Origin of the sequence: Solwaraspora sp. WMMD406 (assembly GCF_029626025.1) — a bacterium.
Classification (GTDB): domain Bacteria; phylum Actinomycetota; class Actinomycetes; order Mycobacteriales; family Micromonosporaceae; genus Micromonospora_E.
Genome location: NZ_JARUBF010000001.1, coordinates 5,636,627 through 5,656,831 on the forward strand (window position 1 = coordinate 5,636,627; position 20,205 = coordinate 5,656,831).

Here is a 20,205-nt window from a genome sequence, read left to right on the forward strand (position 1 = left end):
CGACGGATCGCGTCCGGGCGGCGGTCAGTACGACGGCGCCTGGAACTCCGCGATGTACGCCTCGGTCCGCTCCGCTGGTGCGGGGCGGGCCAGGGCGTACCCCTGGCCGTAGCGGCAGCCGGCCGCCCGCGCCTGACCGACCTGGCGGACCGTTTCCAGGCCCTCGGCGACGAGCTCCAATCCCAGCCGTCGCCCCAGGCCGACCACGACCTCCATCGTCGGCCGGTTCGGGTCCGTTCCGGCCGCCGCGTCGGTGACCAACGATCGATCGATCTTCAGGATGTCCAGCGGCAGCCGGCGGAGCTGGGCGATCGGCGCCTGACCGGCCCCGAAGTCGTCCAGGGCGACCCGGATCCCCCGGGCCCGCAGGTCCGCCAGCGCGACGACGATCCTGGGCTGCTCCTCGGCGACCAGCGCCTCGGTCACCAGGGACTCGGACACCTCGACAATCAGGCCGTGCGGCGGGATCCCGGTGGCGGCGAGTGTCGACGCCAGGTCGGCGGCGAAGTCAGGAGCCGCCAACTCCATCGGAGACACGTTGACCGACAGCCACAGCTGGTGCCCCTCCCTGGCCCAGGAAGCCACCTGCCGACAGGCCGTCGCCCGCAGCCAACCACCGATGTGCGTCAGCAGCGACAGGTCCCGGGCCACCGCCAGCACCTCCGCGGGCAGCACCGTCCCGAGCGCCGGGTTACGCCAGCGCAGCAGCGCTTCGACGCCGACCGGCTGTCCGTCGCCGAGGTCCAGCACCGGCTGGTAGACCACGTCCAGCTCACCGCGCTCGGCCGCGCCGGGCAGTTCGCGTTCCAGGTCGAGGCGGCGGACCAGCTGCTCCTCCAGATAGGAGTCGTACCACTCGATCCGGTTGCCGCCCAGCTGCCGGGCCCGGCGGCGGGCCAGGTCGGCGCGGCGCAACACGTCGTCGACCCCGTCACCGCCGGACACGTCGGCCATCCCGATGCTCGCCCGCAGGTGCACCACCGACCCCGGCAGCTGGCAGGGCTCGCGCAACGCGGCGATCAGCCGCGCACCGGTGCCGTACGCCAGCATCGGCCCACCCACGGTGATCACCGCGAACTCGTCGCCGCCGAGCCGGGCCACCACGTCGTCCGGATCGACCGAGTCGCGCAGTCGGCGGCCGACCTCGATCGAAACCGCGTCGCTCACCTCCCGGGTGTGCCGTACCTCGTGTGGTTCCCGCCCGTGTGGACCGGGAGTGCCGGACAGCCCGTGCAGATCGATGATCAGCAACGTGCCGGGGTACCCGGCGACGTCGCGGGCGGCGGCGATCTGGCGCGCCAGCTCACGGCGGTTCGCCAACCCGGTGAGCTGGTCGGTGAACCCCAACTTGTGCAGCCGGCGTTCCAGGTGCAACCGCTCCCCCACGTCCCGTACGTGCACCACCAGGGCGGCGACCTCCGGTGCCCCCCGCTGGTCGGTGATGGTCGACTCGGTGTCGCGCCAACGGCCGTACCCGTCGCGTAGCCGGGCGGTGACCAGCGGAGTCCGACCGGTGGCCGAGATCCGGCCGGCCACCACCGCGCTCAGCGCGGCGGCGACCTCGGCGGCGTCCTCGGGATGCATCAGGTCGTCGAAGGTCCGGCCGACCACGTCGGCGTCGGCGAGCCCGAACAGCCGGGCGGCGGCCGGCGACTGCCAGCGGACCCGTCGGTCGTCACCGACGATGAGGGTCAGGTCGTTGCCGCCGGAGACCAGGGACCGGAAGTGGGCTTCCTGAGCGCTCAGTCGCCGGGCGAAGGCGCGCACGTCGGCGGCGGCCATCATCTCCCGGATCACCAGGGTGGGGATCACCGCCAGTCCGAGCAGGATCGACGTCCGGTCGAACCCGCCCACCGTCACGAGGTGGTAGACGGCCGCCACCGTGGCGACGACCGCAGGGATGGTCAACAGTGGATACGCCGACAGCGGGCCGCGCGGCGCACCACCTCCGGCGGTGCCACCGCCAACGCCACCGGCGGTTCTACCGGCGGCCCGGACCGGCCAGGTGCCCCGGCCGACGCCACAGGCGACGGCGGTCACTCCGACGACGACCGGTGCCATGGCCACGCACCAGGTCCACGGCGCGGCCGCGTACGCGAACAGGATCGTCGACGCGGTCAGTCCCAGCACCGCCGCGATCGCCCCGCCGCCGCAGAGCAGCACGGCTCGGTGCTGACGGATCACGCTCAGCGCGGTGACCGCGATGACCGACACCACGCCGATCGCGCCGACGCCGGCCACGAGCGCCACCACCGGCAGCTCACCGACCGGGCGCAGCAGCCATCCGACGAAGGTGAGACTGACGCCCAGGCTCACCCCGTCCACCAGCCGACGCAGCCGGACCGCCGAGCCGTCGGCGGCGGCCGGCAGGAGCAGGATGCCCGCGAGGTAGCCGAGCAACGTGGGGACGAGCCCGCTGAGCGCGATGTCGGCGCGGATGTCGGCCGGGGCGAACACGGCGACGCAACAGGTGCCGGTGCCGAGCAGGGTGGCGAACGCGACGAGGCCGGCGCCCCGGCAGGCCCGGAAGTCACCGGTCCGTCGATGCGCGGTCGACGCGATCCGCAGCAACCACCAGGTCGGCCCGGACACCCCGATCGACGCCGCCCCCACCAGGGCCACCACCGGGGGCAGCAGATCGGCGACACCAAGGGTGAGTCCGACGAGCGCGACGGTGCAGCAGGCCAGCAGGATCGTCGCGGCGACACCGGCGAGCCCGATGGCGCCGCGCCCGGCGGAGCGGGCAGCGGTGAACACGCCGGTCAGGCCACTGGACGGCGCTCGGTGCCGCCGTCGGGACCAGTGCGGGTCCGTACGGGGCGAGGACGGGTCCGTACGGGACCGGCGCGCGTCGCCGCCGTCGGGGTGGTACGGGGGCGGACCGGACGGAGCTGACGACGCGGGACGGAACTCGGGTGATGCGGGGAACGCCTCGGGCACGGCCAGGGTCGCCTTCGCGGGAGGGGGCAGGGCACAGGCGATGCCATCGGCTCCGCCCGCACCCGGCACAACGAAGCGACCCGGCATCCGGTTACGGGTCGACGCGAACCGACGCCGCCGGTTCGCCGCCACGAGCGTACGCACCGCCCGCCGCCCGGCGACGCCCGCCGGGATGTCAGGATTGTCGGGTGACACGCAGGGAATCCGTGCGGTTCCGGCCGCACCAGGCGATCATGCTGGCGGCGGTGCTCGGTTTCGTCGGCGCGCTGCCGTTGGCCGCCACCCGGTGGTATCTGCTGCCGATCCTGCTGATCCCGCTGCTCGTCGTCGGTTGGACGGTCCGCGCCGGCACCGACGCCGACACCGACGGGCTGCGGTTGCGCGCGCTGATCGGGCAACGCCGGATCCCGTGGTCGCAGGTGGCCGAGCTCGGTGCAGACCGGCACGGCCGAGCGCTGGCGCTGCTGCACGACGGCCACCACGTGGCGCTGCCGGCCGTACGCGGCACCGACCTGCCCCGGCTGATCGAGGCGAGCGGACAGCAGCTGGGCGGCCCGACCGAGCCGACCGAAGACGAGCCGACCAAGGACGAGCCGACCAAGGACGCCCTGCCCGGGTCGGCCCACGACGGGCCGGCCCGGGCGAAGTCCAGCCAGGATGGCGCGGCTCAGTAGCCCTCGGTCACCACGTTCCGCAGCTCGTCTCCGGCCACGAACCGGCGGATCTGCCGCTCCGCCAGCCCGTACGCCCGGGCCAGTAGCCCACGGACCGAGCCGGCGATGTGCGGGCTGATCACCACGTTCGAGAATGACCATAGTGGATGATCGGCGGGCAATGGCTCGGGATCGGTGACGTCCAGCACCGCCGAGATCCGACCGGTGGCCAGTTCGGCGGTGAGCGCCGCCGTGTCCACCACCGGGCCACGCGCCGCGTTGACAAGTAGCGAACCGTCGCGCATCGTGGCTAGGAACGCCGCGTCGACCAGGCCGCGGGTCGCGGCGGTGAGCGGCACGAGCAACACCACGATGTCCGCGTACGGCAACAGTCGCGGCAACTCGGTGACCGCGTGCACCTGCTCCGCCGGCCGGGCGTTGCGGGCCACCAGGGTGAACTCGACCTCGAACGGTGCCAGCCGGGACCGTACCGCCGCCCCGATCGACCCGGCGCCGACGATGAGAATCCGTTTGCCGGCCACCTCGTCGGTCGGGGCGAACGTCTCGTACGACCATTGGCGGTGACTCTGCGCCCGGACGAACCCGGCGAAATCCCGCACATGGGTCAGAACCGCGGTGGCCACCCACTCGGCGGTGGACGAGTCGTGCACCCCGCGCGCGTCGCAGAGCGTCACCTGCTCCGGCAACCGCCCCGCCCACGCGTCGGCCCCGGCGGAAAGCAACTGGACCACCCGCAGGTCCGGCAGTTTGCCGGCGAGCTCGGCGACCCCCGGTCGGGCCAGGAACGGCGGCACCCAGAATCGGACTCCGGCCGGGTCGGAGGGCAACCGGGTGGGGTCGGTCATCACCTCGACCGTCACCTCCTCGGATAACCGTCCGAGGAGTTCGCGGCCCTGCTGGTGGGGGATCCAGACCTTCACGGCACCGACGATAGTCGGACGGCCCGGTTGGGTTAGTTTCATCCCATGCGTGGGGATGACCGGGCAGGCGACGTCACGGTGCGCCCGATGACCGCCGCCGACGCCGCCGAGGTGTTGGCGATCTACCAGGCCGGGTTGGACACCGGTCTGGCGAGCTTCGAGACGGTCGCGCCGGACTGGGCGACGTTCGACGCCGGGCGGTTGCCGCGGCACCGGTGGGTGGCGACCGGGGCCGGCGACGACGACCGGGTGCTCGGCTGGATCGCGGTCACCCCCGTGTCGACCCGGCCGGTCTACGCCGGAGTGGTCGAGCACTCGGTCTACGTCGCCGAGTCCGCGCGCGGGCTGGGCGTCGGGCGGCTGCTCCTAGACGCCGCGATCGGCTCGACCGAGGCCGCCGGGATCTGGACCATCCAGTCCGGAGTGTTCCCGGAGAACGCGACGAGCCTGGCCCTGCACGCCCACGCCGGATTCCGCACGGTCGGCACCCGGCACCGGATCGCCCGCCGCGACGGCCAGTGGCGCGACGTGGTGCTGCTGGAACGGCGTAGCCCGCTGATCGACTGATCAGCGGGCTACGGTCGGGTCGGCAGGCTACGGTCGGGCGGCGGGCCACGACCCGGGCCCGTCGACCCGCGTCGATCGACTCAGGCCGGCTCGTACGTCATGCAGTCGGCCATGTCCCGGCTCGGGCCGACCCGGATGGCGGGGGCCCGGCACTCCAACTCGGCGTTGAACCGGCAGTCGGCCCGTTTGCACGCGCCGACCTGGGCAATCACGGCGTCGAGCCCGCCCTTGGTCGAGATATCGAAGAAGGTGGTGCAACTGGCGTGGTCGGCCTCCGTACCGATGGTGATGGCGAAGGCGTGACAGCCTTCGTGCTGGTTGTACGCACAGTCGATGGCGGTGCACTCCTGCACCCGTGGCATCTCCATCATCGCGGTCATGGTGACTCCTTCTGGCTCTCGTCGCCTGTCAGGAAGAACCGTATTACTTGACCCACCTTTGGTGTGTTTTTATTGAATTCAGATGATTTTGGGCATCCTTACCTAACTGCGAACATCGCCGTACCGCCGCCGAAAGGGCGACCGGCCCCCACGGACCACCGGGCCGGCCGGCCGTGCGGATCTGGATGAGCGGGCTACCCTGGTGCGGGTGAACGCTGGACGCCCCCCGTACCGCCGATCTCCGCGCCGCCCGACCACGGCGAGCCTCGCGGCCGGTCTGGCGCTGACCATGCTGATCAGTGGGTGCGCGTTCGGCGAACCGGAGCCGGACCAGGCCGGCGCGCCACCGACCTTCCCCGCCCCGACCGAGACCCCGACCAGCGGCGGCGTCGAGCAACAGATCGCCGTCACCGTCCTGGCCAGCGGCCTACAGGTGCCCTGGGGCGTCGCGTTCCTGCCCGACGGAGCGGCCCTGGTGACCGAACGGGACAGCGCCCGCATCCTGCGGGTCGGTCCCGGATCGGACCCCGACGGGCTGACCATCGACGAGGTGCAGACCATCGACGCCGTCGACGGCGGCGGCGAGGGCGGCCTGCTCGGCATCGCCGTCTCCCCCGAGTACGCCACCGACGAGACGGTGTTCATCTACTACTCCACGGCGCAGGACAACCGGATCGCCCGGCTGACCCTCGGCGGCGAACCGGAACCGATCGTCACCGGCATCCCGTTGTCCGGCATCCACAACGGCGGTCGGCTCGCCTTCGGCCCCGACGGATTCCTCTACGCCACCACCGGCGACGCCTCCGACACCGGGCTGTCCCAGGATCCGGAGAGCCTCGGCGGCAAGATCCTGCGGATGACGCCGGACGGCGAGCCGGCCCCCGGCAACCCGACGGCCGACTCGCTGGTCTGGTCGCTCGGACACCGCAACGTGCAGGGCATCGCCTGGGACGCCGACGACCGGCTGTACGCCACCGAATTCGGCCAGAGCGCCTGGGACGAGATCAACCTGATCGAACCCGGCAAGAACTACGGCTGGCCGGAGGTGGAGGGAGAGGGCGGCGACGAACGCTTCGTCGACCCCCTCGTGGTGTGGCCGACCGAGGAGTCGTCCTGCTCCGGCGCGGCGGTGCTGGACCGGGTGCTGGCCGCCGCCTGTCTGCGCGGCGAACGCCTCTGGCTGGTCGAGCTGACCGGGTCCGGCACCGTGTTCGGTCAACCCCGCGCGCTGCTCACCGGCGAGTACGGGCGGCTGCGGACCGTCACCCAGGCACCGGACGGTTCGCTGTGGGTGACCACCTCCAACAACGACGGCCGGGGCGAGCCGGCCCCCGAGGACGACCGAATCCTGCGGCTGGTGTTCGCCGACGGCGGAGCGGGCCGCAGTTGAGGCCCCGTTCGTTGGCTGAGCCAGCGCACCGCACGCCGTTGCCCCCACACCGCACGCCCCACCCCGACCAGACAGGCATGATCTCACCATGAGTGACGAGCACCGGCTCGCGCCGGCACCCTCCCGAGGAGTCCGGCTGGGGCGTCGGCTACGTACGGCGGCACGCGGGACCGGTCGCTGGCTCGACCGCGTCGCCCGGTCCACTCCGGCACGCCGGATCAGGACGATCCTGGCCATCGCGGCGGTCAGCGTCGCCGGGGTGGTGATCGGCATCCTGCTCGGCGCCCGTACCGAGGTCGACATCGGCCCCTTCACCGCCGAGATGACCGTCTCCCCGGCGCTCGACGGCGGCACCACGGTCGCGATCCCGCCACTCGGGTCACTGCACGTGGACAGCCACCAGGGGCCGGTCCAGCTCTCCATCCGGCTCGGCTCGCTCGACCAGGTCCGGACCCTGGCGCTGATCGACGACCCGGCCGGGATCACCCAGGCCAGCCAGACCGTGGTCGGCGACGTCACCGAGGGCGTGCTGCGGCTGGGCATCCGTACCCTCGCCGTCGCGGTGCTGGCCACCCTGGTCCTCGCCGCGCTGGTCTTCCGCGACGTCCGCCGGGTCGCCTGGTCGGGCAGCCTCGCGCTGCTGCTCACCGGCGGGAGCATCGGGGTCGCCGCGTCGACCATCCGACCCGAGGCGATCCAGGAGCCACGGTACGAGGGGCTGCTGGTCAACGCCCCGGCGGTGGTCGGCGATGTGCAACGGATCGCCACCAACTACAACCTGTACGCCGAGCAGCTGCAGAAGATCGTGACCAACGTGAGTCGGATCTACACGACGGTGTCGACGTTGCCGGTCTACCAGCCGGCGGAGGGCACCACCCGGGTACTGCACGTGTCGGACATGCACCTCAACCCGACCGGCTGGCCGATGATCCAGACGGTGGTCGAGCAGTTCAACATCGACGTGGTGATCGACACCGGGGACATCACCGACTGGGGCAGCGAACCGGAGGCGGCCTTCGTCGCTCCGATCGCCGAGCTGGAAGTCCCGTACGTGTTCATCCGGGGCAACCACGACTCGATCCGTACTCAGGAGGCGGTGGCCGGCCAGCCGAACGCGATCGTGCTGGACGACCAGGTGGCCACGGTCGCCGGGCTGACCATCGCCGGGATCGGAGATCCCCGGTTCACCCCGGACAAGCAGACCAGTCCGGCCGACAGCGGGTTGTCCAAGCCCGCCGCCGAGCAGGTCATCGGGGTCGGCGAACAGCTCGCCGCGACGATCCGGGCCAATCCGGAACCGGTCGACATCGCCTTGGTGCACGATCCGCTCTCGGCCGGTCCGCTGTCGGGCACCTGCCCGCTGGTGCTGGCCGGACATATCCACAACCGGGAGGTCCGGATGCTCGCCGAGGTGCCCGGCCAGCAACCGACCCGGCTGTTGGTGGAGGGCTCCACCGGCGGCGCCGGCCTGCGCGGCCTGGAGGGTGAGGAGCCGACGCCGCTGGCGATGTCGGTGCTCTACTTCGACGAGGCCCATCAGCTGCAGGCGCACGACGACATCCGGGTCGGCGGCGCCGGCCAGGCACAGGTCACCCTGGAACGGCACGTGGTCGCCGAGGCCGTCGAGGAGCCGGTGGATCCGTCGCCCGATCCGTCCGTGAGCCCGGGCGGCCCCGGCACCGACCCGAGCACCGACCCGAGCCCGGGGCCGGCCAGCCCGGTCCCCGGCCCACCGGTGCCGAGCCCGACCTGACCAGCCCGACCTGACCAGCCCGCGCTCGCCGGCGACCACCCGCGATCTAGAAGGATCTGGCCGGTATACCGACCATAATCCTTCTAGATCGCCCCCGTTGTGATTCGCTGGCCGGCTCACGGGTGCTCACGCGTGCATCCGGGCACCCTTGACGACCTTGTCGACCGGGTTGCGCGGCCCGTAGACCGCCAGACCGACCAGGTCGAGCTGATCCTTCGGTACAGCGCGCACCGCCGCCCGGTTCGCGTCGTCGTGGCCGGTGGCGAACAGGTCGCCGGTGAACACCGACATCGTCAGCCCCCGGTCGACGGCGCGCCGGTGGGCGGCGGTCAGCATTTCCTTGCCGCCGCATAACACCAGCACCGGCTGACGGAACATCGGCAGATAGCCGGTGCCGTCGGCGTCCGCGTACGGCCCGCCGATCACCTCCGGCGCGGCGGTGCCGATCCCGCTGACCAGGAACGCCGTGGCGTTGAGCCGCTGCCAGGTGGCCAGGTCGTCACGGATCAGCACCGCGATCTTGGTGTCGAACCGTACCGGTGGGGTCGCGTCGTTCATGCCGTCAGCGTCGTCGTTCATGCCGTCAGCGTCGCCCGGCCGGGGCGAGCCGGTCTTGTACGATTCTGACCATGTCGGCTGCTCCAGCCGAGTCGGTGCGGGCTTGGCGGCCTCCGGTCCCCGGGGTCGCCGAGGTGTTCCACGCCCGGTTCACCGCCCACCAGTACCCGATGCACACGCACACCGCCTGGACGTTGCTGATCGTCGACGACGGGGCGGTCCGCTACGACCTGGACCGACACGAACGCGACGCGCTGACCGACCTGGTCACCCTGTTGCCGCCCGGCGTGCCGCACAACGGGGCGGCGGCCACCAGCGGCGGCTTCCGTAAACGGGTGCTCTACCTCGACGACAGCCAGCTTCCGGCCGATCTGGTCGGGGCGTCGGTGGACACGCCGGGGGTGCCCGACGCCGAGCTGCGGCGGCTCGTCGACCGCACCCATCTGGCCCTGGCTCACCGGGGTGACGAGTTCGCCGCCGAGAGCTACTTGAAGCTGGCGTTGGAGCGGCTGCGCCGGCATCTTGGGCACGCGGTGCCGTCGCCGCTGCCGGCCGGTCAGGATGCCGGGTCACGGCAAGCCGGGTCACGGCAAGCCGGGCCACGGCGGGTCGGGCCCGCCTACCGGCTGCGCGAGCTGCTGGACGCGCGGATCACCGCCGGGCTCACCCTCGACGAGGCGGCTGCGCTGCTGCATTTCGATCCGGCATATCTGGTACGCGCGTTCAACCGCGAGTACGGTATGCCGCCGCACCGATACCTGACCGCCTGCCGGGTGGACCGGGCGCGGCGGCGGCTGCTCGACGGGGTCCCGGTCGGTGTCGCGGCGACCGAGGCGGGGTTCTTCGACCAGTCGCACCTGACCCGGCATTTCACCAGGATCGTCGGCCTCCCGCCGGGCCGTTTCGCCCGCTCTGATCGTCCGTCGCGGGATCGACCGTCGCGGGATCGACCGTCGCGGGATCGACCGTCGCGGGATCGACCGTCGCGGGATCGACCGTCGCGGGATCGACCGTCGCGGGATCGACCGGCCGCGCCGCTGGCCGAATGACCGCGCCTGGACGGCGAAGCGCCGACGCACGTACGGTGACCATCATCATCTGACCTTCTCGGGTGCCGTGCAGTCGGGTGCCGAGCAGATGGATCCATTCTATGTTCGGATGGGCGGCCTCGGCGCGGACGTGAATGACGCGTAGTCGCAGTACGCCGTCGCCATTCAGATAGTCGGCCGCACCGATCTCGATGATGTCCCACGGCCGCACCAGCGGCGGTGTGCGCGGCTCAGTCATCGCCACCCGCCTTTGTCATCGGGTCACCGGCCAGAACCAGCCCGACCGAGGCGAGTAGCCGGCGAATGGTGCGAGCGGCGTCCCGGTCGTACCGGTCCAGATAGGCCACCGCGAGCTGTAGTCCCGGGCAGATGACGGTGCCGCAACGCGGGCAGCCGGTGACCGGATCGGGCAGATGCATCGCCGCCAGACGCCGGGCGCGGGCGATCACCGGATGGTTGATGTAGCCGGGGATGGCGCTGCCGATCGGCACCGACATCCACCCGAGTGCGCCGGGTCGCCGTACCAGACCGACCAATCGTGATTGATCTTCACCATTCATTCGTGCGCCACAGATACCCCATCGGGACAACGATGGACGCCTTCTCAGATTTCCCACCCCTCCACCCTGGACTCCTCCCCCTCCCCATTGGAAGATGAACGCCACACCCGTAACACCCGCATCCGGGCCTGGGTGAGCCCTGCCCACCGCCGCTCGATTCTGTGGTGAAGATGGAGGAGACGAATGTCTGGAACCGCAAGCGCTTACCTGATAAAGGAGCTACGCCGCCGCCGTGAGTTGGCCGGGCTCACCCAGGAGCAGTGGGGTGCCACCCTGCACTGGTCGGCCCAGCACGTCGGTTCGATCGAGCGCGGTGACCGGCCGATCCGGCTCGACTACCTGACCGCCATCGACAAGGTCTTCAACTGCGACTACTCGACCCTTTACACGCTGCTGCTGCGGGCCGAACGGGCCCCGGTCTGGCTGCGTCCGTGGCTGGAGCACGAGCGGGAGGCGATCATGCTGCGCTGGTTCGAGCCGATCCTGGTGCCCGGCCTGCTGCAGACCGAGGCGTACGCCCGCGCGGTCCTCACCCAGGCCGGCGTGGCGATCGACGACGTCGACACCACGGTCGCCGACCGGCTCAGCCGTCAGGAGATCCTGCACCGCGAGGAGCGGCCGTGCCGCTTCGTCGGGGTGATCGACGAGGCGGTGCTGACCCGGGCGGTCGGCGGCCCGGCGGTGATGCGCGAGCAGATCCTGGCGCTGATCGCCGCCTGTGCCCGGCCGAACATCTCGATCCAGGTGGTGCCGGCCCGGGTCGGCGCCTACCCGGGGCTCAACGGCCCGTTCATTCTGGCCAGTATGGAGGGCCGGTCGGCGGGTTTCGTCGACGGGCCGTTGGAGGGCCAGACCATCGAGTTGGAGGCCGATCTGACCAGACTGGAGCACACCTGGGAGTCGCTGCGGGAGTACGCTCTGCCCGGTGACCAATCCGTGGCGTTGATGCAGGAGGCGGCTGACAAATGGGCATGACCACCGATCCCCGACCGGCCTGGCGGACCAGCAGTCGCAGCAACGGCACCGGCGGCGCGTGCGTCGAAGTCGCCGACAACCTGCCCGGCCGGGTCCTGGTCCGCGACAGCAAGGACCGCACCGGCGGCACGCTGACCTTCTCCCCCGCCGCCTGGCAGACCTTCGTCAGCCAGGCCATCCGGTAGCCGCGACGGTTCGGCCCCGATAGATCAGATCAGACCGCAGACCGTGCCCGCGTCCGCTCGGAGTCGGCGAACCACTCCCGTGCGGACGCGGGCACGAGCAGAAGCAGGATCGGGATCAGGCCGAACGGCAGCGACACGATGCCGAAGATGATCGCGACGATCAACGATCCACGCCGGCCCTGCCACAGTCCCAGCACCACCGAGCCGAACAGAGCGCCGTAGATCCCGCTGACCACCGCAGCCCCGCCGAGTCCCTGGATCGCAGCGACAATGACACCGGCCAGCCCCACGACGGCTCCGAACGCGAAGACGAGGGCGGCGCCGACGACCCACCCAGGCGGCGTCCCCCGTCGCGCGTTCAGCTCTTCGTCGGACATCGGCTGCCCGGACAGTCGCTGCTGCGCCTGGTAGGCGACCAGCCACTCGATCTCGGCACGACTCAGGCCGTACTGTCGCTCCAGCTCAGCGACGTCACGGCCGGCCGCGTACTCCGCGACCACCTGCTCGTACTCGGCGTCCCACTGCATGTGCAAAAAGTAGCCGACCGCATGATGAGGCGATAGGTCCGGTTCGATGCCGCCGCCCCCGATCACGCGGCGGCACCGTACCGAATGATGTCAGCCCTACGCGCCGAGGCGGGACAGGATCAACTCACGGACCGTACGGGCGTCCGCCTGGCCCTTGGTCGTCTTCATCACCGCGCCGACCAGCGCCCCGGCCGCCGCGACCTTGCCGTCGCGGACCTTCGCCGCGATGTCCGGGTTGGCGGCGATCGCCTCGTCGACGGCGGCGGTCAACGCGCCGGTGTCGGAGACGACGCCGAGACCGCGCGCGGTCATCACCTCGGTCGGGGTGCCTTCTCCGGCGACCACCGCTTCGAGCACCGTACGGGCCAGCTTGTCGTTGAGCTTGCCGGCGTCGACCAGGCCCTGCAGTTCGGCCACGTGCGCCGGGGTGACCCCGAGCGCCGCCAGCTCGGTGCCGGTCTCGTTGGCCCGGCGGGCCAGCTCACCCAGCCACCACTTGCGGGCACCGGCCGGCGTGGTGCCGGCGGCCACGGTCTGCTCGATCAGCTCGACCGCACCGGCGTTGACCACCGACTGCATGTCGTGGTCGGTCAGCCCCCACTGCTCCTGCAGCCGCTTACGGTGCAGCCGGGGCAGCTCCGGCAGGGCCGCCTTGAGCTCGGCCACCCAGGCGGCGTCCGGGGCGAGCGGCACCAGGTCCGGCTCCGGGAAGTAGCGGTAGTCGGTGGCGGTCTCCTTGGACCGGCCCGACGTGGTGTCGCCGCTGTCCTCGTGGAAGTGCCGGGTCTCCTGCGTGATCCGGCCACCGGCGTCGAGCACCGACGCCTGGCGCAGCATCTCCGCGCGGACCGCTCGCTCCACCGACCGCAGCGAGTTGACGTTCTTGGTCTCGGTACGGGTGCCCCACTCGGTCTGCCCGGCCGGGGTCAGCGACGTGTTGACGTCGCAGCGCAGCGAACCCTGCTCCATCCGTACGTCGGAGACGCCCAGCGAGCGGATCACGTCCCGCAGCTCGGTGACGTACGCGCGGGCCACCTGCGGGGCCCGGTCCCCGGTGCCGGGGATGGGCTTGGTGACGATCTCCACCAGCGGGATGCCGGCCCGGTTGTAGTCGACAAGCGACTCGGTCGCCCCGTGGATGCGCCCGGTCGCGCCGCCGACGTGCAGCGTCTTGCCGGTGTCCTCCTCCAGGTGCACCCGCTCGATGCCGATGCGCACCAGCTCGCCGTCGACCTCGACGTCCAGCCAGCCGTCCACGCACAGCGGCTCGTCGTACTGGCTGATCTGGTAGTTCTTCGGCATGTCCGGGTAAAAGTAGTTCTTCCGGGCGAACCGGCACCAGTCGGCGATCGAGCAGTTCAGCGCCAGCCCGATCCTGATCGTCGCCTCGATCGCCGCCTTGTTGGCCACCGGCAGCGAGCCGGGCAGCCCGAGGCAGACCGGGCAGACCTGGGTGTTGGGCTCGGCGCCGAACTCGGTCGGGCAGCCGCAGAACATCTTGGTGTTGGTGCCCAGCTCGACGTGCGTCTCCAGGCCGATCACCGGCTCGTAGCGGGCGACGACATCCTCGTACGTGGGCAACGCGGTCGTGCTCATCTCACAGCTCCAACTCTCGGCGCGGCACCGACCGCACCAGCCTAGTGTCCACCTGGGCCCCGCTCATCGACCCGGCCGGTACCCGAGCGCCGTCAAGGCCTCTCGGGTGTCGTCCCACCACCGCCGGTACGCCGGCACCTGCTGCAACTTGTCGAGATCGACGTAGTCGCCGAGCTGGCCGAGGTAGTCCCCGACGGATCTGCTGACCCGGCGCGTCACGTCGTTGAGCACCTTCTTCGGGTCGGCGATCTGCTCCACCTGACGAGGGCTCCCCGGGAGCCCCATCTCGACATCGGTCCACCGGACACCGAGGGCGTCGCGTAGCGCCTGCCCGTCGGCGAGCAGCCAGGCCTCGGTCTCCCGGACCGGAACCACCGCGACGAGTTGCTCCCGACGATCGGTCCAGCGTTTTCGCAGCGGCTCCAGCCACTCTTTCCGGACCCGCTCGGGGTTGGCACCCTGATCGCGGTGGTAGAAGATCATCGAGAACGCGCCGTCGTTGCGCTCGACCATGGCGATCGCCTCGTCGACCGTGCTGGGGCCGGGCCGATCCCGCAACGGCTGGACATTCGCCACCTCGACCTGATCGATGAACTCGGCCTCGCACAGCTCGGTCAACGCCCGTCCCAGCAGGTTGGGCAGGAACTGATCGTCGCTGACGCCCTCGGAGAGCAACGCGGTGGAGAGATAGCGCATCAGCGGTCCAGCATCTCCAGGACTTCGAACTCGGCGATCTCGGCCTTGCTGACCACGCCGCTCGCGTCGGGCAGGTCCAGCGCCAGCTGCCCGCCACCGATCGGACGAATCCGGGTTACCCGGCTGCGCGGCTCCGGCTTGTTGACCCGGGTGACCACGTCGAGAAACACCGCGTCGGCCCGACCTCCGTCGCGGCCAGGTGCCAACGCCCGCAGGATCGCCGGCGAGTGGCTGCTCAGGATCAACTGGGTCAGCCGACGGCCGTCCGCTTCGTCGTGCTGCTCCAACGACCGGTCGACGAGCGCCCGCAGATACCGCACGAACTGGGCCAGCCGCTGCGGGAAGATGCCGTTCTCCGGCTCCTCGAAGCAGATCAGCCCGGCACCACGCGGATCGTAGAGCGCGGCGAGCAGCGCGATCGCCCGCAGCGTCCCGTCGGAGGCGACCCGGGCCGAGAACGGTGCCTCGTCGCGGGTCACCACCTCGACCTGCCGTTGCCGGCGTGCCTCGTCCTCGGCCAGCCGGACCCGGAGCACTCCGGGGATCACCGCCGCCACATCGGTGGACAGATCGTTCAGCGCGCCGTCGGGCCGATCGTCGGTGCCCGTCGCCGCCGCCAAGTAGCGCAACGTGTTCGCCAGATGGGCTCCGTTGGGCGCAAGGCTGTCTGGATCGTCGTACGAGTCCGGGGTACGCAACGCGCTGGGATCAAGGTGCAGCAACCGCCACGACTGCAGCTCCCGCTTGAGCGCGTACAGCAGCGGAAAGTCAGTGGCGGTAGTGAGGCTGGACAGCACGGTCGCGGTCGCCGCCGTCGCCGGCAGTTTCCGATTGCGGCCCGCGACCCTCGGCCGGATGAGGAAGACCGCGCGCCCCTGCTCGTCCTGCACGGTCTCCAGCAGTTCCCGGCGCTGGCCGCTGTAGTCGGCCAGTTCCCGCCACTGGCGGGTGCGGTTCTGCCAGGCGTCGTCGTCGGCCTGGCGAATCCGGTACGCCGCCTCCCGCACCACGTACGGCCGACGGGATCCGCCCGGCCCGGTCGACCGCAGCTCGATCGCCAGCTCATAGCGCAGTCGGGAGTGGTTCACCTCGGCGGTGTCGCCGAACGCGTCGGTCACCGACGGCCCCAGCAACACCTCGACCGCGAAGGTCATCACCGGCACCTGACTGCCATCGGTGTGCCGATGGAACAGGTCGGCGACGTCACCGCGCATCTGCTGGGCGGCCTCCAGTAACGGATCGTCGGCGAGCCGGGACAGGAACTGGATCGCGTCGAACAGGTTCGACTTACCGGCCGCGTTCCGCCCGATGATCACGAGAAACGGCGGCACGTCCAGCGTGAAGTCGCGGAACGACTTGAAACCGTCGATCTCGATCCGGGTCAGCACTCGCGGCTCAGAGCTCCGGCGGGGTGAGGGTGCCGACCGCCGACTCCAGGGCCGCCGCGACCCGGTACATCCGGTCGTCGGCCATCGTCGGCGCCATCACCTGCAACCCGACCGGCAGCCCGTCGGCCAGCCCGCACGGCACCGAGATGGCCGGGCCGCCGTACAGGTTGGTCGGGATGGTGAACAGGTCGGCCAGATACATCTGGTACGGATCGGCGGTGCGTGCCCCGAGCGGGAACGCCACGAACGGCGTCGTCGGCGAGATCAGTACGTCGACCTGCTCGAACGCGGCGGTGAAGTCCCGGGTGATCAGGGTACGGACCTTCTGCGCCTGCCCGTAGTAGGCGTCGTAGTAGCCGCTGGACAGCGCGTACGTGCCGAGCATGATCCGCCGTTTGACCTCCGGGCCGAAGCCCTGGTCACGGGTCAGCGACATGACCTCTTCCAGCGACCGGTTGCCGTCGTCGCCGCTGCGCAGCCCGTACCGGACGCCGTCGTAGCGGGCCAGGTTGGACGAGCACTCGCTCGGCGCGATCAGGTAGTACGCCGGCAGCGCGTAGTCGAAGTGCGGGCAGGAGACCTCGACGACCTCGGCCCCGAGCTTGGTCAGCGCGTCGACGGCGTCGCGGAACGCGGCCTGCACGCCCGGCTCGACGCCTTCGCCGGTGGCGAACTGGGTGACCAGGCCGAGGCGGACCCCGGTCAGGTCGCCGGAGGCACCGGCGCGGGCGGCGGCGACGACCGGCGGTACGGCGGCCGGGATGGAGGTGGAGTCGCGCGGGTCGTGCCCGGCGATCGCCTCGTGCAGCAGCGCGGCGTCGAGCACGGTCCGGGCGCACGGGCCGGGGGTGTCCAGCGAGGAGGAGAAGGCGATCAGCCCGTACCGGGAGGTGCCGCCGTACGTCGGTTTGGCGCCGACCGTACCGGTGACCGCGCCCGGCTGGCGGATCGAGCCGCCGGTGTCGGTGCCGATCGCCAGCGGCGCGGTGTGGGCGGCGATCGCGGCCGCGCTGCCGCCGCCGGATCCGCCGGGGATCCGGGTCAGGTCCCACGGGTTGTACGTCGGCCCGTACGCCGAATACTCGGTCGACGAGCCCATCGCGAACTCGTCCATGTTGGTCTTGCCGAGGATCGGCATCCCGGCGGCGCGCAGCCGGGCGACGATCGTGGCGTCGTACGGCGGCCGCCAGCCGTCGAGGATCTTCGAGCCGGCGGTGGTCGGCACGCCCTTGGTGGTGACGACGTCCTTGACCGCGATCGGCACCCCGGCGAGGGGGCCGAGCGGCTGCCCGTCGGCGCGGGCGGCGTCGACAGCCTGGGCGGCGGCGAGCGCCCCCTCGGCGTCGACGTGCAGGTAGGCGTGCACCCGTTCGTCGACGGCGGTGATCCGGTCCAGGTGGGCGCGGGTCACCTCGACAGCGCTGGTGCTGCCGTCGGCGATCAGGCCGGCGAGCTGCGCGGCGGTCATCCCGGTGAGTTCGGACATGGCTCAGACCTCCTCGTCCAGGATGCGCGGCACCCGGAACCGGCCGTCCTCGGCGTCGGGAGCGGCGGCGAGCGCGGCGTCCCGGTCCAGGCCGGGGACGACGACGTCGTCGCGCAGGACGTTGGTCAGCGGCACCGAGTGCGAGGTGGGTGGGATGTCGTCGGCGGCGACCTCGCCGATCCGGGCCACGGACTGCAGGATGACGTCGAGCTGGCCGGCGAACGTCGCCAGTTCGTCCTCGGTCACGGCCAGCCGCGACAGTCGCGCCAGGTGCGCGACCTCCTCGCGGGAGATGGCGGCCATCTGCGCCCCCTTCGTACGGTGATCGAATGGTCGTGCCGGATCCTCGACATCCTCGACGCGGCGTGACACGCCGACGATGACCCGAGCGAGTCTATTTGCCACCGGCGGCGGCGTGTCCCGCGACTCCCCCGATAGGTGCGATCAACCGTCGGCGGTCGGGCCGGGTGAGACCGGGCGGTATCGGGCCAGCCAGCTGACCAGTTCGTCGGCCGGCATCGGCCGGGCGTAGAACCAGCCCTGGGCGACGTGGCAGCCCAGCGCGTGCAGCCGCCGCCAGGATGCCTCGTCTTCGACTCCTTCGGCCACCACCCGCAGACCCAACGCCCGGGCCAGCTCGATCACCGACCGGACGATCGCCGAGTCGTCGGCGTCGGTGGCCATGCCGAGGACGAACGAACGGTCCACCTTGACCTCGGACAGCGGTAGCCGGCGCAGGTGCTGCATCGACGAATAGCCGGTGCCGAAGTCGTCCAGGGCGATCGCCACCCCGATCGAGTCGAGCCGGGAGATGGTGGCCAGCACCCGCCGGGGGTCGGCCATCAGCGCGCCCTCGGTGATCTCCAGCTGGAGCTGCTCCGGTGACAGGTTGTGCCGGTTGAGCCGGTCGGCGATCTGGTCGGCGATCTCCCCGGTGTGCAGGTCCCGGACGCTGACGTTGACCGCCGCCCGCAGTTTGATCCCGGCCGCCGCCCACTTGGCGAGCTGGTCCACGACGTCGTCGACCACCCGGCGGGTCAGCAGTCGCATCACCGCGCTCTGCTCGGCGACCTTGATCAACTCTTCGGGGTCGACCATCCCCCGGCGCGGATGCCGCCACCGCAGCAGCGCCTCGACGCCGACGACCGCGCCGGTGGCGACCTCGATCTGCGGTTGGTAGTACATGGTGATCTCGCCGACGTCGTCGACCTCCCGGCCGGGGTCGGCGGCGTGCGCGCCGTTGACGTCGAGCACCCGGCGCAGGTCGGCCAGCAGGCTCAGCCGTTCCGGGGAGTTGTGATCGGACTCGGCGGCGTAGACGGCCGTGCCGTCCCCGGTGTCCTTCGCGTCGTACATCGCCACGTCGGCGTGCTGCAACAAGGTGGCGAAGTCGGTGCCGTGCTCGGGATAGACGGCGATGCCGACCGAGCCGCCGACGTCCAGCGGCAGCCCGTCCAGCGGCACCGGTTCGGCCAGCGCCGTGACGATCTGGTCGGCGATCTCGCGGGCCTGTTCCGCACCGGTGAGGCGGGTGGCCAGGATGGCGAACTCGTCGCCGCCGAGCCGGACCACCAGGTCCTGGGGTCGGACCACCATGGCCAGCCGGAGCCCGACCTCGACCAGCAGTCGATCGCCGACGACGTGGCCGAGCGCGTCGTTGACATGCTTGAACCGGTCGAGGTCGAGCAGGAGCAACGCCATCCGGCCGTCCGGCGCGCCCCGGCGCGCCGCCTCGGCGTGCACCGGCAACTGGTCGGCGAATTCGCTGAGCAGGGCCTTGCGGTTGGCCAGCCCGGTGAGTGGATCGAGCCGGGCGGAGCGTTCCTGTTCGCTGGCCAACCACGCCATCCGGTACACCGCGTAGATCGGGACCAGGACCAGCGGAATCAACGCCGGGTCGGCCTGGGCGGCGACCACCAGGACCGGTCCGAGCAGCAGCAGCGCGCCGGTGGACAGCAGTTCGAAGCCGAGGCCACGGCGGGCCGCCCACCACCAGCGGCCGCCGAAGCGCAACCGGATCGCCAACGTCACGGTGCTGTAGTTGACCGCCGACCAGACCGCCGCGGCACCGACGGCGGCCACCACGTCGCCCCACCGCAGGTCGCTCGTGCCGGCGAAGGCACCCGGACCGGCCAACGACGTCACCAGGTGCGCGGCGGCCAGCGCCAGCGCGTACTGGGCGCTGTTGAACACCGCCCGCCACGGCACGTGCCGGGCCCGCCAGGCGAAGACCCCGACCGCGACCGCCTGGACGGCGACCGCCGGGCCCAACCCCCAGGCCAGCAGGATCGCGAAGGTGAAGCAGACCGACGGGAAGACTTCCGATCGGCGTCGCCGTCCGGGCGGGGTGAACGGCCGGGCGTCGCCCACCACGGCCAGGACGGCCATCAGCCAGAACGCCGCCGGCAGGTCCGGCACCTGGGCGGGGAGATCCCGCAGCGGTACGGCGCAGACCGCGATCGCCGCCGCAGTGACGCCTCCGACGAAGCCGAAGAACATCGGCGCACGTTCTGGAGGAACGGAGTTCCGCAAAGCCGCGGCCTCCATGAGCCCTCCCGTCG

At 71.4% G+C, this 20,205-nt stretch carries 18 protein-coding genes and 1 pseudogene; 7 read left to right on the forward strand and 12 right to left on the reverse strand.

Annotated features, from left to right (window positions below; all coding sequences use genetic code 11):
* Nucleotides 1–24: 24 nt before the first annotated feature.
* Entirely contained in the window at nt 25–3,135 is a 3,111-nt protein-coding gene (locus tag O7632_RS24915; protein WP_278117683.1) for a GGDEF domain-containing phosphodiesterase, read from the reverse strand.
* Between O7632_RS24915 and O7632_RS24920 the strand changes: the two are divergent.
* A pseudogene (locus O7632_RS24920) lies at nt 3,129–3,494 on the forward strand (PH domain-containing protein); the annotation flags it as partial. The gene O7632_RS24915 and the pseudogene O7632_RS24920 sit on opposite strands and share 7 nt — an antisense overlap.
* 113 nt (nt 3,495–3,607) lie before the next feature.
* Here the strand turns inward: O7632_RS24920 and O7632_RS24925 are convergent.
* On the reverse strand, nt 3,608–4,534 hold the full coding sequence (locus tag O7632_RS24925; RefSeq protein WP_278117685.1) for a 2-hydroxyacid dehydrogenase: 927 nt from the start codon (nt 4,532–4,534) through the stop codon (nt 3,608–3,610).
* A gap of 87 nt (nt 4,535–4,621) precedes the next feature.
* On the opposite strand from O7632_RS24925, the gene O7632_RS24930 reads away from it, so the two are divergent.
* Nucleotides 4,622–5,101 carry a GNAT family N-acetyltransferase gene (locus O7632_RS24930; RefSeq protein WP_278117686.1) on the forward strand — a complete coding sequence of 160 codons (480 nt, stop codon included), beginning with the start codon at nt 4,622–4,624 and terminating at the stop codon, nt 5,099–5,101.
* A gap of 80 nt (nt 5,102–5,181) precedes the next feature.
* On the opposite strand, the gene O7632_RS24935 is transcribed toward O7632_RS24930, so the two are convergent.
* Nucleotides 5,182–5,481, reverse strand: a complete 300-nt coding sequence (locus O7632_RS24935) for a DUF1540 domain-containing protein (RefSeq protein WP_278117688.1) — start codon at nt 5,479–5,481, stop codon at nt 5,182–5,184.
* Nucleotides 5,482–5,770: 289 nt separating this feature from the next.
* Here O7632_RS24935 and O7632_RS24940 point away from each other — a divergent pair, with 289 nt between their 5' ends.
* On the forward strand, nt 5,771–6,871 hold the full coding sequence (locus tag O7632_RS24940; protein WP_278120360.1) for a PQQ-dependent sugar dehydrogenase: 1,101 nt from the start codon (nt 5,771–5,773) through the stop codon (nt 6,869–6,871).
* Between the two features lie 88 nt (nt 6,872–6,959).
* Nucleotides 6,960–8,624 carry a metallophosphoesterase gene (locus O7632_RS24945; RefSeq protein WP_278117689.1) on the forward strand — a complete coding sequence of 555 codons (1,665 nt, stop codon included), beginning with the start codon at nt 6,960–6,962 and terminating at the stop codon, nt 8,622–8,624.
* 126 nt (nt 8,625–8,750) lie between these two features.
* Here O7632_RS24945 and O7632_RS24950 read toward each other — a convergent pair whose 3' ends face one another.
* Entirely contained in the window at nt 8,751–9,182 is a 432-nt protein-coding gene (locus tag O7632_RS24950; RefSeq protein WP_278120362.1) for a DUF2000 domain-containing protein, read from the reverse strand.
* Between the two features lie 71 nt (nt 9,183–9,253).
* On the opposite strand from O7632_RS24950, the gene O7632_RS24955 reads away from it, so the two are divergent.
* Nucleotides 9,254–10,231: a helix-turn-helix domain-containing protein gene (locus O7632_RS24955; RefSeq protein WP_278117691.1), complete on the forward strand. Its 978-nt coding sequence runs from the start codon at nt 9,254–9,256 to the stop codon at nt 10,229–10,231.
* Between the two features lie 230 nt (nt 10,232–10,461).
* Here O7632_RS24955 and O7632_RS24960 read toward each other — a convergent pair whose 3' ends face one another.
* Nucleotides 10,462–10,728 (reverse strand): hypothetical protein, encoded by a 267-nt coding sequence (locus O7632_RS24960; RefSeq protein WP_278117692.1) that lies wholly within the window; start codon nt 10,726–10,728, stop codon nt 10,462–10,464.
* A gap of 246 nt (nt 10,729–10,974) precedes the next feature.
* Here O7632_RS24960 and O7632_RS24965 point away from each other — a divergent pair, with 246 nt between their 5' ends.
* Both O7632_RS24965 and O7632_RS24970 read left to right on the forward strand, forming a co-directional pair.
* Entirely contained in the window at nt 10,975–11,766 is a 792-nt protein-coding gene (locus O7632_RS24965; protein WP_278117693.1) for a helix-turn-helix transcriptional regulator, read from the forward strand.
* Nucleotides 11,757–11,951 carry a DUF397 domain-containing protein gene (locus O7632_RS24970; protein WP_278117695.1) on the forward strand — a complete coding sequence of 65 codons (195 nt, stop codon included), beginning with the start codon at nt 11,757–11,759 and terminating at the stop codon, nt 11,949–11,951. Before O7632_RS24965 ends, O7632_RS24970 begins: the two co-directional genes overlap by 10 nt.
* Before the next feature lie 29 nt (nt 11,952–11,980).
* On the opposite strand, the gene O7632_RS24975 is transcribed toward O7632_RS24970, so the two are convergent.
* The 7 genes from O7632_RS24975 to O7632_RS25005 all read right to left on the reverse strand — a co-directional run bounded on the left by O7632_RS24975 (nt 11,981) and on the right by O7632_RS25005 (nt 20,191).
* Nucleotides 11,981–12,478: a hypothetical protein gene (locus O7632_RS24975; protein ID WP_278117696.1), complete on the reverse strand. Its 498-nt coding sequence runs from the start codon at nt 12,476–12,478 to the stop codon at nt 11,981–11,983.
* A 96-nt stretch (nt 12,479–12,574) separates the two neighbouring features.
* Nucleotides 12,575–14,074, reverse strand: a complete 1,500-nt coding sequence (gene gatB, locus O7632_RS24980) for an Asp-tRNA(Asn)/Glu-tRNA(Gln) amidotransferase subunit GatB (protein ID WP_278117698.1) — start codon at nt 14,072–14,074, stop codon at nt 12,575–12,577.
* Nucleotides 14,075–14,137: 63 nt separating this feature from the next.
* Nucleotides 14,138–14,770 (reverse strand): DUF4276 family protein, encoded by a 633-nt coding sequence (locus tag O7632_RS24985; protein WP_278117700.1) that lies wholly within the window; start codon nt 14,768–14,770, stop codon nt 14,138–14,140.
* Nucleotides 14,770–16,158: an AAA family ATPase gene (locus O7632_RS24990; RefSeq protein WP_278117702.1), complete on the reverse strand. Its 1,389-nt coding sequence runs from the start codon at nt 16,156–16,158 to the stop codon at nt 14,770–14,772. The genes O7632_RS24985 and O7632_RS24990 overlap by 1 nt, the downstream gene beginning before the upstream one ends.
* A gap of 7 nt (nt 16,159–16,165) precedes the next feature.
* Entirely contained in the window at nt 16,166–17,644 is a 1,479-nt protein-coding gene (gene gatA / locus O7632_RS24995; RefSeq protein WP_278117704.1) for an Asp-tRNA(Asn)/Glu-tRNA(Gln) amidotransferase subunit GatA, read from the reverse strand.
* 3 nt (nt 17,645–17,647) lie between these two features.
* Nucleotides 17,648–17,947, reverse strand: a complete 300-nt coding sequence (gene gatC / locus O7632_RS25000) for an Asp-tRNA(Asn)/Glu-tRNA(Gln) amidotransferase subunit GatC (protein WP_123600383.1) — start codon at nt 17,945–17,947, stop codon at nt 17,648–17,650.
* A gap of 141 nt (nt 17,948–18,088) precedes the next feature.
* A complete protein-coding gene (locus tag O7632_RS25005) occupies nt 18,089–20,191 on the reverse strand; it encodes an EAL domain-containing protein (RefSeq protein WP_278117706.1) in 2,103 nt (700 codons plus the stop codon).
* Nucleotides 20,192–20,205 lie beyond the last annotated feature (14 nt).

Coding starts and splice junctions, on each gene's coding strand:
- O7632_RS24930 (WP_278117686.1), top strand. CDS start 4,622: ATGACCGCCGCCGACGCCGCCGAGGTGTTGGCGATCTACCAGGCCGGG.
- O7632_RS24935 (WP_278117688.1), bottom strand. CDS start 5,481: ATGACCGCGATGATGGAGATGCCACGGGTGCAGGAGTGCACCGCCATC.
- O7632_RS24940 (WP_278120360.1), top strand. CDS start 5,771: ATGCTGATCAGTGGGTGCGCGTTCGGCGAACCGGAGCCGGACCAGGCC.
- O7632_RS24945 (WP_278117689.1), top strand. CDS start 6,960: ATGAGTGACGAGCACCGGCTCGCGCCGGCACCCTCCCGAGGAGTCCGG.
- O7632_RS24950 (WP_278120362.1), bottom strand. CDS start 9,182: ATGAACGACGCGACCCCACCGGTACGGTTCGACACCAAGATCGCGGTG.
- O7632_RS24955 (WP_278117691.1), top strand. CDS start 9,254: ATGTCGGCTGCTCCAGCCGAGTCGGTGCGGGCTTGGCGGCCTCCGGTC.
- O7632_RS24960 (WP_278117692.1), bottom strand. CDS start 10,728: ATGTCGGTGCCGATCGGCAGCGCCATCCCCGGCTACATCAACCATCCG.
- O7632_RS24965 (WP_278117693.1), top strand. CDS start 10,975: ATGTCTGGAACCGCAAGCGCTTACCTGATAAAGGAGCTACGCCGCCGC.
- O7632_RS24970 (WP_278117695.1), top strand. CDS start 11,757: ATGGGCATGACCACCGATCCCCGACCGGCCTGGCGGACCAGCAGTCGC.
- O7632_RS24975 (WP_278117696.1), bottom strand. CDS start 12,478: ATGCAGTGGGACGCCGAGTACGAGCAGGTGGTCGCGGAGTACGCGGCC.
- gatB (WP_278117698.1), bottom strand. CDS start 14,074: ATGAGCACGACCGCGTTGCCCACGTACGAGGATGTCGTCGCCCGCTAC.
- O7632_RS24985 (WP_278117700.1), bottom strand. CDS start 14,770: ATGCGCTATCTCTCCACCGCGTTGCTCTCCGAGGGCGTCAGCGACGAT.
- gatA (WP_278117704.1), bottom strand. CDS start 17,644: ATGTCCGAACTCACCGGGATGACCGCCGCGCAGCTCGCCGGCCTGATC.
- gatC (WP_123600383.1), bottom strand. CDS start 17,947: ATGGCCGCCATCTCCCGCGAGGAGGTCGCGCACCTGGCGCGACTGTCG.
- O7632_RS25005 (WP_278117706.1), bottom strand. CDS start 20,191: ATGGAGGCCGCGGCTTTGCGGAACTCCGTTCCTCCAGAACGTGCGCCG.